This is a genomic window from Enterobacter cloacae complex sp. EB5 (assembly GCF_031432835.1).
In the GTDB taxonomy this organism is placed as follows: Bacteria; Pseudomonadota; Gammaproteobacteria; order Enterobacterales; family Enterobacteriaceae; genus Enterobacter; species Enterobacter hormaechei_C.
The window spans coordinates 4,176,410-4,190,623 of sequence record NZ_CP133860.1 but is presented as its reverse complement, the minus strand read 5'-3'; the positions used below and the strand labels follow the sequence as shown (position 1 = coordinate 4,190,623).

10 protein-coding genes and 2 tRNA genes are annotated in these 14,214 nt (G+C 56.1%); 6 read left to right on the top strand and 6 right to left on the bottom strand.

Going from position 1 to position 14,214, the window contains the following annotated elements; genetic code table 11:
* Positions 1-75 precede the first annotated feature (75 nt).
* Complete coding sequence (gene rssA / locus RHN82_RS20155; RefSeq protein ID WP_003856719.1) at positions 76-978, bottom strand: patatin-like phospholipase RssA; 903 nt, start codon at positions 976-978, stop codon at positions 76-78.
* Between the two features lie 113 nt (positions 979-1,091).
* Between rssA and RHN82_RS20150 the strand changes: the two genes are divergently transcribed.
* The 4 genes from RHN82_RS20150 to RHN82_RS20135 all read left to right on the top strand — a co-directional run bounded on the left by RHN82_RS20150 (position 1,092) and on the right by RHN82_RS20135 (position 2,801).
* A complete protein-coding gene (locus tag RHN82_RS20150; protein WP_047051572.1) occupies positions 1,092-1,556 on the top strand; it encodes a YchJ family protein in 465 nt (154 codons plus the stop codon).
* Between the two features lie 41 nt (positions 1,557-1,597).
* Positions 1,598-2,440 (top strand): formyltetrahydrofolate deformylase, encoded by an 843-nt coding sequence (gene purU, locus RHN82_RS20145; protein ID WP_003856715.1) that lies wholly within the window; start codon positions 1,598-1,600, stop codon positions 2,438-2,440.
* A gap of 157 nt (positions 2,441-2,597) precedes the next feature.
* Positions 2,598-2,682, top strand: a tRNA-Tyr gene (locus RHN82_RS20140).
* Between the two features lie 34 nt (positions 2,683-2,716).
* Positions 2,717-2,801, top strand: a tRNA-Tyr gene (locus RHN82_RS20135).
* A 225-nt stretch (positions 2,802-3,026) separates the two neighbouring features.
* On the opposite strand, the gene narI is transcribed toward RHN82_RS20135, so the two are convergent.
* The 5 genes from narI to RHN82_RS20110 all read right to left on the bottom strand — a co-directional run bounded on the left by narI (position 3,027) and on the right by RHN82_RS20110 (position 11,465).
* Positions 3,027-3,704: a respiratory nitrate reductase subunit gamma gene (gene narI / locus RHN82_RS20130; protein ID WP_047051574.1), complete on the bottom strand. Its 678-nt coding sequence runs from the start codon at positions 3,702-3,704 to the stop codon at positions 3,027-3,029.
* Positions 3,704-4,414: a nitrate reductase molybdenum cofactor assembly chaperone gene (narJ, locus tag RHN82_RS20125; protein ID WP_047051575.1), complete on the bottom strand. Its 711-nt coding sequence runs from the start codon at positions 4,412-4,414 to the stop codon at positions 3,704-3,706. The genes narI and narJ overlap by 1 nt, the downstream gene beginning before the upstream one ends.
* Positions 4,411-5,946 carry a nitrate reductase subunit beta gene (gene narH, locus RHN82_RS20120; RefSeq protein ID WP_047051577.1) on the bottom strand — a complete coding sequence of 512 codons (1,536 nt, stop codon included), beginning with the start codon at positions 5,944-5,946 and terminating at the stop codon, positions 4,411-4,413. Before narH ends, narJ begins: the two co-directional genes overlap by 4 nt.
* Positions 5,943-9,686, bottom strand: coding sequence for a nitrate reductase subunit alpha (locus RHN82_RS20115; RefSeq protein WP_047051579.1), 3,744 nt, complete (start codon positions 9,684-9,686; stop codon positions 5,943-5,945). Before RHN82_RS20115 ends, narH begins: the two co-directional genes overlap by 4 nt.
* 381 nt (positions 9,687-10,067) lie before the next feature.
* On the bottom strand, positions 10,068-11,465 hold the full coding sequence (locus tag RHN82_RS20110) for a NarK family nitrate/nitrite MFS transporter (RefSeq protein WP_047051580.1): 1,398 nt from the start codon (positions 11,463-11,465) through the stop codon (positions 10,068-10,070).
* A gap of 309 nt (positions 11,466-11,774) precedes the next feature.
* On the opposite strand from RHN82_RS20110, the gene narX reads away from it, so the two are divergent.
* Entirely contained in the window at positions 11,775-13,571 is a 1,797-nt protein-coding gene (gene narX, locus RHN82_RS20105; protein ID WP_047051581.1) for a nitrate/nitrite two-component system sensor histidine kinase NarX, read from the top strand.
* Positions 13,564-14,214: a two-component system response regulator NarL gene (gene narL / locus RHN82_RS20100; RefSeq protein ID WP_003856701.1), complete on the top strand. Its 651-nt coding sequence runs from the start codon at positions 13,564-13,566 to the stop codon at positions 14,212-14,214. Before narX ends, narL begins: the two co-directional genes overlap by 8 nt.

The following is a 14,214-nucleotide window of genomic DNA, read 5'->3' as shown; positions in this document are numbered from 1 at the left end:
CTGACAGTTACTCAATAGTGGCATGCTATTGGTACTATCGCCTGTCAGATTTTGCTGAAGTAATCAAAAAAGTGCTCAACGTGCTGTACGCACAAAAGGCAACAGTTCATCTATTTTCTTTTCGACGGCTAACGAGCCCGCTGCTATGGCGGCCTCAGCCCGGTGGAAATCAAGGGTAGAGATTTGTGGACAATAGGGTTGAATAAGAATATCCGGAGGATCGCCAGCCATACGGTTTCGCTTCAGGCGATTCTCAAGAATTTGAATAGAGGTCGTCATGATTTCAATGGCGTTCGGCGCGGTCACCGCGCGACGGGCAGCCAGGCGCCCTATTCTGCCGCGTAAACGCGCATGCCAGGCAAGTTTCTCTTCTTCCGCGTCATCGCTCTGAAGATTAACCGGCATCAAATCCTGCTGCATGAGGTGAGCATCGTGCTGTAAATCCACGGCAATGACGATATCCGCCCCCATGGCGCGCGTCAGAGAGACAGGGACAGGATTCACTACGCCACCGTCAACGAGCCAGTAGCCATTGTGAGGCACAGGCGCCATTAATCCAGGCATACTACAGGATGCACGAACGGCGAGATGAATATCCCCTTCGGTGAGCCATAACTCCCTGCCCGTACTGAGGTTGGTTGCGACGGCCCCGAAAGGCATTTGGCAGTGGCTGAAGTCAGCGAGGGGCATTATCTTGCGAAACTGATTGAACACGCGTTCGCCGCGCAGCAGGCCGCCACGCTGCCAGGAGAGATCCATCAGGCGCAGCACATCCCAGTAACTGAAGGAGCGCACCCAGCTTTCAAGCTCCGGGAGCTTACCGCAGGCGTACGCGGATCCGACCAGCGACCCGATAGAACATCCTGCGACAATATCAACGTCAATCCCCATCTGGTTTAAGGTATTGATAACGCCAATATGTGACCAACCCCGGGCTGCACCTGAGCCCAACGCCAGTCCAATTTTTACCTTTCTCATTAGCCCTGTTTTACTTCCCCTGGATTCCCGACATAGCGTCAACGCACCTGCTCAGTTAACATATTGCTACCTTAAGCGTTTAACGCCTTATTTTTTGTTCCAGGAAGAGAATCGTGTCTCAACTCTGCCCCTGTGGTAGCGCTCTGGAGTATAGCCTATGTTGCCAGCGATATCTTTCTGGCGAGCAGGTTGCACCAGACCCGTCACACCTTATGCGCTCGCGGTATACTGCTTTTGTGATCAAAAACGCAGACTACCTGATTAAAACCTGGCATCCGTCCTGCCATGCTGCCGATTTTCGCCAAGAGATTGAAGCTGGTTTTGCCAACACCGTCTGGCTGGGCCTCACCATCTTTGAAGCCGCTCCCGGCCGCGATGCCAACGAGGGCTATGTCAGTTTTGTCGCCCGCTTTAGCGAACAAAACAAACCCGGCGCCATCATTGAACGCTCACGGTTCTTAAAGGACAGCGGGCAATGGTATTATATTGACGGCACACGTCCGCAATTCGGTCGTAACGATCCCTGCCCCTGTGGTTCAGGAAAAAAATTTAAAAAGTGTTGCGGCAGTAATGCCTGACAACTCAGACTTCGCAAATACATAAACAGGATTTCCCGGCGATGCAATCATTACAACGTAAAGTTCTGCGCACTATCTGTCCCGATCAAAAAGGGCTGATCGCACGAATTACCAACATTTGCTACAAGCATGAACTGAATATCGTGCAGAACAACGAGTTCGTTGACCACCGTACCGGTCGCTTCTTTATGCGTACCGAACTGGAAGGCATTTTCAACGACACAACCCTGCTTGCCGATCTGGACAGCGCCCTGCCGGAAGGCTCGGTGCGTGAGCTTAACCCGGCAGGCCGTCGCCGCATTGTCATTCTGGTCACCAAAGAGGCGCACTGCCTGGGCGATCTGCTGATGAAAGCCAACTACGGTGGCCTGGACGTCGAAATTGCCGCCGTCATTGGCAACCACGAGACGCTGCGTACGCTGGTTGAACGTTTCGACATTCCGTTTGAACTGGTCAGTCACGAAGGCCATACCCGTGAAGAGCACGACAACCTGATGGCTGCTGCGATTGAAGCGCATAACCCGGACTACGTGGTGCTGGCGAAATATATGCGCGTGCTGACGCCATCCTTCGTGGCGCGCTTCCCGAACAAGATTATCAACATCCACCACTCCTTCCTGCCCGCCTTTATTGGCGCGCGTCCGTATCACCAGGCATACGAGCGTGGGGTGAAGATCATTGGCGCAACCGCGCACTACGTGAATGACAATCTGGACGAAGGCCCAATCATCATGCAGGACGTAATTCACGTGGATCACACCTACACGGCAGAAGATATGATGCGTGCTGGCCGTGACGTTGAGAAGAACGTACTGAGCCGTGCGCTGTATCAGGTACTTGCCCAGCGCGTCTTTGTGTACGGCAACAGAACGATTATTCTTTAATCCTTCGGAAAATGAATTGATTAGCTTTACGCCTTTACGGATAAAAAGCAGGCAAACAGCTTCATTTCCCTAAAGGAATGCTTTACAGGGGCGTCTCATTTGATATGATGCGCCCCGCTTCCAACAGGAAGCAGGCCAGTTAAAAGCATTACCCCGTGGTGGGGTTCCCGAGCGGCCAAAGGGAGCAGACTGTAAATCTGCCGTCATCGACTTCGAAGGTTCGAATCCTTCCCCCACCACCATCTCCAGCTTTACCTCAAAATATGAATTACCCCTGGTGGGGTTCCCGAGCGGCCAAAGGGAGCAGACTGTAAATCTGCCGTCATCGACTTCGAAGGTTCGAATCCTTCCCCCACCACCATCACTTCCAGATTCTTAAGCACTCATTCAAGCACAATGCACCATATTTCTCGATGCCGGGAGTAATCCTTCCCTGCCTGTTTTCCCCGGTGGCGCTTCGCTTACCGGGGCTACAAATAGGGTCTGTAGGCCGGGTAAGGCGCAGCCGCCACCCGGCATCCGCACGAAATCCTGGATCGGGGACAAAAAAAACCCCGCAAATGCGGGGTTGTATTAATACAGCGAATCAGCGACGAGCACGCACAATCTGATATTTGCGCGTCAGATACTCCACCGGCGCACTCCAGATGTGCACCAGGCGAGAGAACGGGAACAGCACAAAGAGGGTCATACCCAGCACCAGGTGAACGCGGAAGATAAACGCCACGCCGTCCAGATGCTCAGAGGCGCCCCCGCGGAAGGTCACGACAGACTGCGCCCATCCCACCAGCTTCATCATCTCGCTGCCGTCCATATGCTGCGCAGAGAATGGAATAGTCAGCAGACCAAGCGCACACTGCACCATCAGCAGGGAGAGGATCAGGATGTCCGCTCCGGTCGTGGTAGCCCGCACGCGTGGGCTGAACAGACGGCGTTTCAGCAGCAACAGACCACCCACCAGGGTCATCACGCCGCAGGCGCCGCCGGCAATCATCGCCATCTTCTGCTTCACGTCAATCGGCAGCCACGCTTCGTACATCCAGTGCGGGGTCAGCATCCCCAGGAAGTGACCGGCGAAAATCCCCAAAATCCCGATGTGGAACAGGTTTGACGCCAGGTTCATCCCTTTACGATCCAGCATCTGGCTGGAGGCAGCACGCCAGGTGTACTGGCCATAGTCATAACGCAGCCAGCTTCCCACCAGGAATACGGTGCCCGCGATATACGGGTAAATGTCAAAGAAGAACATATTCAGGAAGTGCATTAGTGCTGTCCTCCGTTAGAGATATTCAAATATTGCGGAGCCACCGCTCCGGCAAAACGACGCTGATGCGCGGAGATTTCAGATTCGCCACAGCTCTGGTCAGCAAAGAATTTCACCTGCTCTTCTTCCCAGACGGCATCCAGTGCTTGTGGGGTATCGTCCCGGGCTTCATCCGCGATTTTTTCCGCCACTTTTTGACTGTCAACCGAGGCGTTAGCCAGTTTCACCAGCAGATCGAACAGGACTGCATAGCTGCTCTCACGTTGCTGGAGACGCGCGCCGAGCAACGCCAGAATAGGAGCAATGTCCTGTAACCCGCCCAGCGCTTCCTCTTTCGGCAACTGTGCCAGATATTCCAGATACAGCGGCAGGTGATCCGGCAGCTCGCGGCTGTCGAGTTGCAAACCGTGCTGCTCGTACTGGGCCATCAGATCCACCATCGCCTGACCACGGTCGCGGGATTCACCGTGAACGTGTTCGAACAGCAGCAGAGACGTTGCACGGCCGCGATCAAACAGCTGGCTGTAGTCCGCCTGCGCATCAAGAAGCTCGCGCGCCAGCAGGTCGCGGAGGAAAATGCCCAGCTTCTGGGCATCCTCTTTATCCAGGTTTTCAGATGACGCGAGTGCATCAAAGAGTTCCTGTTGATGCTGCACAAGCGCAGCATCAGGGTACTCGAGCAGACGCGAAACAATGACAAGTTCAATCATTGGTGCGGCTCCGTTTTGCTGGTCACATCCATCGCGTCAATGCGGCGGCTGTTGAACAGGTTGAATTTGCTGTCTGACCCGTGGCAACCGTCGCCAAAGGTAAAGCCACACCCACTTTTCTCCGGGAAGGCCTCGCGAGCCAGTTCACGGTGGCTGCTCGGCACCACGAAACGATCTTCGTAGTTAGCGATTGCCAGATAGCGGTACATCTCCTGCGCCTGCGCTTCGGTCAGACCAACCTCCTCCAGCGCGCGGGTATCGTTAACGCCGTCAACGGTTTCCGCACGTTTGAAGTGACGCATCGCCAGCATACGTTTCAGCGCGAGCAGTACCGGCTGGGTATCCCCTGCGGTGAGCAGGTTAGCCAGATACTGAACCGGGATACGCAGGCTTTCCACGTCCGGCAGAATGCCGTTGCTGCCCAGTTCACCCGCGTCCGCCGCAGACTGAATTGGAGACAGCGGCGGCACGTACCAGACCATCGGCAGCGTGCGGTATTCCGGGTGCAGCGGCAGGGCCAGCTTCCAGTCCATCGCCATCTTGTACACCGGAGACTGCTGTGCGGCGTCAATCACGCTCTGCGGAATACCGTCTTTCAGCGCCTGCTCAATCACCTTCGGATCGTTCGGATCGAGGAAGACGTCCAGCTGACGCTGATACAGATCTTTCTCGTGCTCGGTGCTTGCGGCATTTTCAATCGCGTCCGCGTCGTACAGCAGCACGCCGAGGTAGCGGATACGACCTACGCAGCTCTCTGAGCAGACGGTCGGCATACCGGCTTCGATACGCGGATAGCAGAAGATGCACTTCTCAGACTTACCGCTCTTCCAGTTGAAGTAGATTTTTTTGTACGGGCAGCCGGTGATGCACATACGCCAGCCGCGGCACTTGTCCTGGTCGATCAGCACAATGCCGTCCTCTTCACGCTTGTAGATGGCGCCGCTTGGGCAGGTCGCCACGCACGCCGGGTTAAGGCAGTGTTCGCACAGGCGCGGCAGGTACATCATGAAGGTGTTTTCGAACTGGCCGTACATCGCCTTCTGCATGTTCTCGAAGTTCTGGTCTTTGGCGCGTTTTTCGAACTCGCCGCCCAGAATCTCTTCCCAGTTTGGACCGCTGGTAATTTTGTCCATGCGCTGGCCGGTGATCAGCGAGCGAGGACGGGCGATCGGCTGGTGTTTGCTTTCCGGCGCGTTGTGCAGGTTCTGATAGTCGTAATCAAACGGCTCGTAGTAATCATCAATGCCCGGCAGATGCGGGTTAGCGAAGATTTTACCCAGCAGCATGGCACGGTTACCCATGCGCGGTTGCAGTTTGCCGTTGATTTTACGGATCCAGCCGCCCTTCCACTTCTCCTGGTTTTCCCAGTCGGTCGGGAAGCCGGTGCCCGGCTTACTTTCCACGTTGTTGAACCAGGCGTACTCCATACCTTCACGGCTGGTCCAGACGTTTTTACAGGTGACTGAGCAGGTATGACAGCCGATGCATTTATCCAGATTCAGCACCATGCCGACTTGTGAACGAATTTTCATTTTACGCTCTCCTGTACCTGGTCATTACCTTCGCCGTCTAACCAGTTAATATTCTTCATCTTACGTACCACCACGAACTCATCGCGGTTCGATCCTACGGTGCCGTAGTAGTTAAAGCCGTAGGCCAGCTGGGCATAGCCACCGATCATGTGGGTTGGCTTCGGCGTAATACGGGTCACGGAGTTGTGAATACCACCACGCTGCTCGGTGATCTCTGACCCCGGCAGGTTCACGATACGTTCCTGCGCGTGGTACATCATGGTCATCCCGGCCGGTACGCGCTGGCTCACCACCGCACGTGCCGTCAGGGCGCCGTTGCTGTTAAACACTTCGATCCAGTCGTTATCTTCGATACCCAGATCTTTGGCGTCCGCTTCGCTCATCCAGACGATTGGCCCCCCGCGCGACAGCGTCAGCATCAGCAGGTTGTCGCTATAGGTGGAGTGGATACCCCACTTCTGGTGCGGCGTCAGGAAGTTCAGCGCCTTCTCCGGGTTACCGTTCGATTTCGCGCCCATCACCGCTTTCACGGAGCGGGTGTCGATTGGCGGACGGTAAACCAGCAGGCTTTCCCCGAAGTCGCGCATCCACTGGTGATCCTGATAGAGCGACTGACGACCAGACAGGGTGCGCCATGGGATCAGCTCGTGAACGTTGGTATAACCGGCGTTGTAAGACACATGCTCATCTTCGAGGCCTGACCAGGTCGGGCTGGAGATAATCTTGCGCGGCTGGGCCTGAATATCGCGGAAGCGGATTTTCTCTTCCTCTTTATTCGTCGCCAGGTGCGTATGGTCACGACCAGTAAATTCACTCAGCGCCGCCCAGGCTTTCACGGCAACGTGGCCGTTGGTTTCCGGTGCCAGGGTCAGGATCATTTCCGCCGCATCAATTGCTGTGTTCAGCATTGGCTGGCCTTTTGCCGGGCCGTCCGCCTTGGTGTAATTGAGCTTGCGCAGCAGGTCCATTTCGCTCTGGGTGTTCCAGGCGATGCCTTTACCGCCGTTACCGATCTTCTCCATCAGCGGGCCGATAGAGGTAAAGCGCTCGTAGGTTGCCGGGTAATCGCGTTCAACCGGAATAATGTGCGGCGCGGTCACGCCCGGGATCAGGTCGCACTCGCCTTTTTTCCAGTCCTTCACGTCCAGCGGCTGCGCCAGTTCGGCAGCGGAGTCGTGCTGGATGGGCAGCGTCACCACGTCGGTCTCTTTGCCCAGGTGCCCTACACAGACTTCGGAGAATTTCTTCGCGATGTCTTTGTAAATTTCCCAGTCGCTTTTTGATTCCCACGCCGGGTCAACGGCCGCAGACAGCGGATGAATAAACGGATGCATATCCGACGTATTCATATCGTCTTTTTCGTACCAGGTGGCAGTAGGCAGCACGATGTCGGAATACAGGCAGGTACTGGACAGACGGAAGTCCAGCGTTACCACCAGATCCAGCTTGCCGTCGAGACCGTTGTCTTTCCACTCCACCTCTTCCGGCTTCACGCCGCCCTGCTTGCCGAGATCTTTACCCTGAATACCATTTTCGGTACCGAGCAGGTATTTCAGCATGTACTCGTGGCCTTTACCGGACGAACCCAGCAGGTTAGAGCGCCAGATAAACAGGTTACGCGGATGGTTTTTACCGTTCTCCGGCTGTTCTGCCGCGAAGCGGATTGAGCCGTCTTTAAGTGATTTAACGGTGTAGTCCACCGGTGACATGCCCGCCTGCTTCGCCGCTTCCGCAATGCGCAGCGGGTTCGTGCCCAGCTGCGGCGCAGACGGCAGCCAGCCCATACGCTCAGCGCGCACGTTGAAGTCAATCAGGTGGCCGCTGTAGCGGGATTTATCCGCCATCGGCGACAGCAGCTCCTGCGCGGTGACCGTCTCGTAGCGCCACTGGCTGGAGTGGTTATAGAAGTAGGAGGTACTGTTCATGTGACGAGCCGGACGCTGCCAGTCAAGGGCAAACGCCAGCGGTTGCCAGCCGGTCTGCGGACGCAGTTTTTCCTGGCCCACGTAGTGCGCCCAGCCGCCGCCGCTCTGCCCGACGCAGCCGCAGAAGATCAGCATGTTGATCAGGCCGCGATAGTTCATGTCGAGGTGATACCAGTGGTTCAGACCGGCACCGACGATGATCATGGAACGACCGTGGGTTTTGTCGGCGTTTTCCGCAAATTCGCGGGCGATACGGGTGATCTGGGCGCGTGGCACACCGGTGATCTGCTCCGCCCAGGCTGGGGTATAAGCCTTCACGTCATCATAGCTGGTCGCGCAGTTTTCGTCGTTCAGGCCGCGCTCCAGGCCGTAGTTCGCCATGGTCAGATCGTAGACGGTAGTGACCAGAGCAGTAGAACCGTCCGCCAGTTGCAGGCGCTTCACCGGCAGCTTGTGCATCAGAACGTTTTGCAACTCAACCTTGTTGAAGTGCTCGGAACCTTCACCACCAAAGTACGGGAAGCCGACATCGGCGATCTCATCCTGGCTGCCCAGCATGCTGAGACGCAGCTCCGTCTCTTCACCCGTGGTGCCGTTACGCTGCTCCAGGTTCCATTTGCCTTTTTCGCCCCAGCGGAAGCCGATAGAACCGTTTGGCGCCACCAGCTCGCCGTTGCTGTTGCAGGCGACCGTTTTCCACTCCGGGTTGTTTTCCTGACCCAGCGCGTCCACCAGATCCGCAGCACGCAGCATACGGCCTGCGGCGTAATAGCCGTCACGCTCTTCGAGCATCACCAGCATAGGCATGTCGGTGTAGCGACGGACGTAATCAGTGAAGTACTGGCTTGGCTTGTCGAGGTGGAACTCACGCAGCATGACGTGGCCCATCGCCAGCGCCATTGCGGCATCGGTACCCTGTTTCGGCGCCAGCCACAGGTCGCACAGTTTGGCGATTTCGGCGTAATCCGGGGTCACGGCGACGGTTTTGGTCCCTTTGTAACGTACTTCAGTAAAGAAGTGCGCATCCGGGGTACGGGTCTGCGGAACGTTAGAGCCCCAGGCGATGATGTAGCTGGAGTTGTACCAGTCAGCGGACTCCGGCACGTCGGTCTGCTCGCCCCAGGTCTGAGGCGACGCTGGCGGCAGGTCGCAGTACCAGTCGTAGAAGCTCAGGCAGGTACCACCGATGAGTGACAGGTAGCGCGCGCCGGAGGCGTAAGAGACCATCGACATCGCCGGGATTGGCGAGAAGCCTGCCACACGGTCAGGACCGTAGGTTTTCACTGTGTAGACGTTGGAAGCCGCAATCAGCTCGTTCACCTCTTTCCAGGAAGAACGAACGAAACCACCGCGACCACGCGCCTGCTTGAAGCTTTTCGCTTTGTCGGCATCTTCAATGATGGAGGCCCAGGCATCAACCGGATCGCTGTGCTGCGCTTTCGCTTCACGCCACATTTTCATCAGGCGTTTACGCATCAGCGGGTATTTCAGACGGTTGGCGCTGTAGAGATACCAGGAGTAGCTGGCACCACGCGGGCAGCCGCGCGGCTCGTGGTTCGGCATATCCGGACGGGTACGCGGATAATCGGTCTGCTGCATTTCCCAGGTCACCAGACCGTTTTTAACGAAAATCTTCCAGCTACATGAGCCAGTGCAGTTTACGCCGTGGGTAGAACGGACAACTTTGTCATGCTGCCAGCGTTGACGGTAACCGTCTTCCCAGTCCCGGTTGGTATCCAGAACCTGGCCGTGCCCATCGGCAAAAGTTTCACCCTTCTGTTTGAAGTAGCGAAACCGGTCCAAAAATTTGCTCATCGGGTATCTCCTGTGTGGAGCCTGTGGCTCTCTAAATCGACATTGCTGATTTGCAGCGAAGGTAACGCTATGAAAGATGGTGAGAATTGATAACGATCAAGACGAAGGGGGACTCTGAAGGGGGGTATTAGATCAAATACCACTAAAGCGGTATCCGTTAATATTTTTTAACTTTATGATTTATATAGATATATTTTATTTATCGTACAATAGTCTAGGCAAAATTTAACATCTTAGGTATTAAGGGGTAGACACACCTGTAAAGCGATGACGATCACAGCGTTACCTGCGGGTGACCACGGGTAACGCTATTAGTATGTTGTAACTATTTAGTATTTAAAAAAAGCGCGGCACTCAGGCCGCGCAAACGGATAATCAAGCTTACTTGTTTTTCTTGGTATTACGGCCATATACCAGCCAGGTGATGACCACGCAGGCGATATAGAAGACGAGGAATACCTTCATCGCACCCGCCGGAGAGCCGGTCAGATCCAGTGAGATACCGAACGCTTTTGGAATAAAGAAGCCGCCAATCGCGCCAATCGCAGAGATAAACCCAAGCGCCGCAGCGGTATCGGTGGCAGCTTCACGCATTGCCTGCTCGTCGCTCCCGCCCTGCGCTTTCACGCGGTCCATGGTCAGCTTGCGGAAGATGACAGAGATCATCTGGAAAGTAGACGCACTGCCCAGCCCGGCGGTCAGGAACAGCACCATGAAGACACCGAAGAAGGCAAAGAAGTTACCCCCCTCACCACCCGCAGGCAGCGTCAGGAACAGCAGCGCACAGAAGATGGCCATCACAATAAAGTTCACCAGCGTAACGCGCGTGCCGCCCAGACGGTCGGAGATCATCCCGCCCAGCGAACGTGCCAGCGCGCCAATAAACGGACCGAAGAAGGCAAACTGAAGGATCTGCACGTCCGGGAACTGGGTTTTAGACAGCATGGCAAAGCCTGCGGAGAAACCGATGAACGAGCCGAAGGTCGCCAGATACAGCAGCGCCATCACCCACAGGTGGCCACGCTTCAGCACCGGCAGCTGCTCGCTCAGTGACGCTTTGGACGCGGACAGATCGTTCATGAAGAACCACGCCGCCAGGGTAAAGACCACCAGGAACGGTACCCAAATCCAGGAGGCGTTTTGCAGGAACAGCACGGAACCGTCGGGCTGCGTCACACCGCCGCCGCCAAAGGCCGCAAAGATGGAGACAGAGATCGCCAGCGGAGCAATCAGCTGCATCACGCTCACGCCCATGTTACCCAGGCCGCCGTTAATGCCCAGCGCACCGCCCTGCTTCGCTTTCGGGAAGAAGAAGCTGATGTTTGCCATACTGGATGCAAAGTTTGCCCCCGCAAAACCGCACAGCAGAGAGATAATCACGAACACGCTAAACGGTGTGGAGGTATCCTGCACCGCAAAACCGAGCCACACGCACGGTACGATCATGATCCCGGTACTGAAAGCCGTCCAGCGACGACCACCAAATACCGGCACCATAAACGCATAAGGAACGCGCAGCAGTGCGCCTGAAAGCGACGGCAACGCGGTCAACATAAACAGCTGATCGGTGGTAAAGGTAAAGCCCACTTTTGGCAGGTTAACCGCAACCGCACTGAACAACATCCAGACGCAAAACGCCAGTAACAGACATGGAACGGAAATCCACAGATTACGACTTGCTACACGGTGGCCGCGCTGTTGCCAGAACGCCGGATCCTCTGGACGCCAGTCTGTAATAACGGCACCAGTTTCCCTTTCGGGAGCGGAAGAGTGACTCATAGACACCTCTGATTCTCGAATGATGCTGCAAACATTAGGGCTTTAGGGCGGCGGTAAGTTGATATAAATCAAAGGAAAAGTGGGAGGTTTTGCGGCGAAAAAAAAGCCATCACTCTTAATGAGTAGATGCAAAACGTAAAAAAGGTGTGGTTTTTCACGGTGCTGACGCATCCCTGCTTCGTCCACCCACTAACCGTTACCCCTCTGGCAATTTAGAGGTAATCCTTTATTGGTATGGGTATACTCCAGGGTATGCACCAGAATAGCGCCATTCCTGCAATCAGGTCACGTCAGGAGCCCGGCAACTCTATGTTAAAAAGATGTTTATCTCCGCTGACGCTGGTTAACCAGCTGGCGCTTATTGTTCTGCTGTCCACCGCTATCGGCGTGACCGGCATGGCTATTTCTGGCTGGCTTGTACAGGGTGTACAGGGTAACGCGCATGCCATCAACGAGGCAGGCTCGCTACGTATGCAGAGTTACCGGCTGCTGGCGTCGGTGCCGCTGACGCAGGCTGACCAACCGCTTATCGACGAAATGGAGCGTACCGCATTCAGCCCTGAACTGGAAAGAGCCGCCATCCGTGACGGTCAGCAATCTCAGCTTAAGGCGCTTCAGGGCTACTGGCATACCCAGCTGGAGCCAGGATTAAAGCGGGCGGAAGACCGGGAAACGGTCGCCCGGGATGTCGCCGGGTTTGTATCACGCATCGATCGTCTTGTCTCCTCATTCGATCGCACCACGGAGTTACGCATTGACCGTGTGGTGATGGTTCACCGCGCAATGGCCCTGTTTATGGGTTTGCTGCTGATTTTCACGGTTATCTGGCTGCGCGCGCGGTTGCTAAACCCCTGGAAACAGCTCCTGGCGATGGCCCGCGCCGTCACACAGCGCGATTTTACCCAGCGCACGCACATCAGCGGGCGCAACGAAATGGCGATGCTCGGCGAGGCGCTCAATACCATGTCGGCAGAGCTATCAGAAAGCTATGCGGTACTGGAACAACGCGTCCAGGAGAAAACCGCCGGGCTTGAGCAGAAAAACGAGATCCTCTCTTTCCTCTGGCAGGCGAACCGTCGTCTGCATATGCAGGTCCCGCTTTGCGAACGTCTCTCGCCGGTACTGAACGGCCTGCAAAATCTGACTCTGCTCCGCGATCTTGAGCTTCGGGTTTACGACGTTGAAGATGAGGAAAACCATCAGGAATTTACCTGTCAGTCGGACATCTCCTGCGACGATAAAGGGTGTCATCTGTGCCCGCGCGGCTTGCCGCCGCTTACCACCAGCGGCACGACCCTCAAGTGGCGGCTGATGGACAGCCATACCCAGTACGGTATTTTGCTGGCCACCCTGCCCGCCGGACGTCACCTGAGCCACGATCAGCAGCAGCTGGTCGATACGCTTGTTGAGCAGCTCACGGCCACGCTGGCGCTCGACCGCCACCAGGAGAAACAGCAGCAGCTGATCGTGATGGAGGAGCGTGCCACCATCGCCCGCGAGCTGCACGACTCCATCGCCCAGTCCCTCTCCTGCATGAAGATGCAGGTGAGCTGCCTGCAAATGCAGGATGAAGGCATGCCCGAGAGCAGCAAACAGCTGCTCAGTCAGATCCGCAACGAGCTTAACACCTCGTGGGTTCAGCTTCGCGAGCTGCTGACCACCTTCCGTTTGCAGCTCACCGAGCCGGGGCTGCGCCCTGCGCTGGAATCCAGCTGTCAGGAGTTTAGTGCCCGGCTGGGCTTCCCGGTGAAGCTGGATTACCAGCTGCCACCGCGTTTTGTGCCCTCTCATCAGGCGATCCATTTGCTGCAAATTGCCCGTGAAGCCCTGAGCAATGTGCTCAAGCATGCCGAGGCGACGGCCGTCACGGTCACCGTCAGCTGCCAGGATAATCAGGTGAAGCTAAGGGTTCAGGATAACGGCCGCGGCGTGCCGGAAAATGCCGAACGAACGAACCACTATGGTTTAATTATCATGCGAGACCGCGCGCAAAGCCTGCGCGGTGATTGCCAGGTTCGCCGGGGAGAGTCAGGTGGCACCGAAGTTGTGGTCACCTTTATACCCGAAAAGCCCCTCATAACTGCTCAAGGAGAAAACCATGACTAATCAGGAACCGGCATCTATCCTGTTGATTGACGATCATCCGATGCTGCGCACTGGCGTTAAACAGCTTGTCAGCATGGCGCCAGATATCACCGTCGTCGGGGAAGCCAGTAACGGCGAACAGGGTATTGAACTTGCCGAATCGCTCGATCCTGATTTGATCTTGCTCGATCTCAACATGCCGGGCATGAATGGCCTGGAAACCCTCGACAAGCTGCGGGAGAAATCCCTCTCTGGCCGGGTGGTGGTCTTCAGCGTCTCAAACCATGAAGAAGACGTGGTCACCGCCCTCAAGCGAGGGGCAGACGGCTATCTGCTGAAAGATATGGAGCCGGAAGATCTGCTCAAGGCGCTGCAACAGGCTGCCGCAGGCGAGATGGTGCTGAGTGAAGCGTTAACGCCGGTACTGGCCGCCAGCCTGCGTGCGAACCGCGCCACGTCTGACCGCGACGTCAGCCAGTTGACCCCGCGCGAGCGTGACATTCTGAAGCTGATTGCCCAGGGGCTGCCGAACAAAATGATCGCCCGCCGTCTGGACATCACCGAGAGCACGGTCAAAGTGCATGTCAAACACATGCTGAAAAAAATGAAGTTAAAATCCCGCGTCGAAGCCGCCGTCTGGGTGCATCAGGAGCGCATTTTTTAA

Excerpts from the sequence above, each read along its gene's own strand:
- rssA (WP_003856719.1), bottom strand. The coding sequence starts at position 978 with ATGAGAAAGGTAAAAATTGGACTGGCGTTGGGCTCAGGTGCAGCCCGG.
- purU (WP_003856715.1), top strand. The coding sequence starts at position 1,598 with ATGCAATCATTACAACGTAAAGTTCTGCGCACTATCTGTCCCGATCAA.
- narI (WP_047051574.1), bottom strand. The coding sequence starts at position 3,704 with ATGCACTTCCTGAATATGTTCTTCTTTGACATTTACCCGTATATCGCG.
- narJ (WP_047051575.1), bottom strand. The coding sequence starts at position 4,414 with ATGATTGAACTTGTCATTGTTTCGCGTCTGCTCGAGTACCCTGATGCT.
- narH (WP_047051577.1), bottom strand. The coding sequence starts at position 5,946 with ATGAAAATTCGTTCACAAGTCGGCATGGTGCTGAATCTGGATAAATGC.
- RHN82_RS20115 (WP_047051579.1), bottom strand. The coding sequence starts at position 9,686 with ATGAGCAAATTTTTGGACCGGTTTCGCTACTTCAAACAGAAGGGTGAA.
- RHN82_RS20110 (WP_047051580.1), bottom strand. The coding sequence starts at position 11,465 with ATGAGTCACTCTTCCGCTCCCGAAAGGGAAACTGGTGCCGTTATTACA.
- narX (WP_047051581.1), top strand. The coding sequence starts at position 11,775 with ATGTTAAAAAGATGTTTATCTCCGCTGACGCTGGTTAACCAGCTGGCG.
- narL (WP_003856701.1), top strand. The coding sequence starts at position 13,564 with ATGACTAATCAGGAACCGGCATCTATCCTGTTGATTGACGATCATCCG.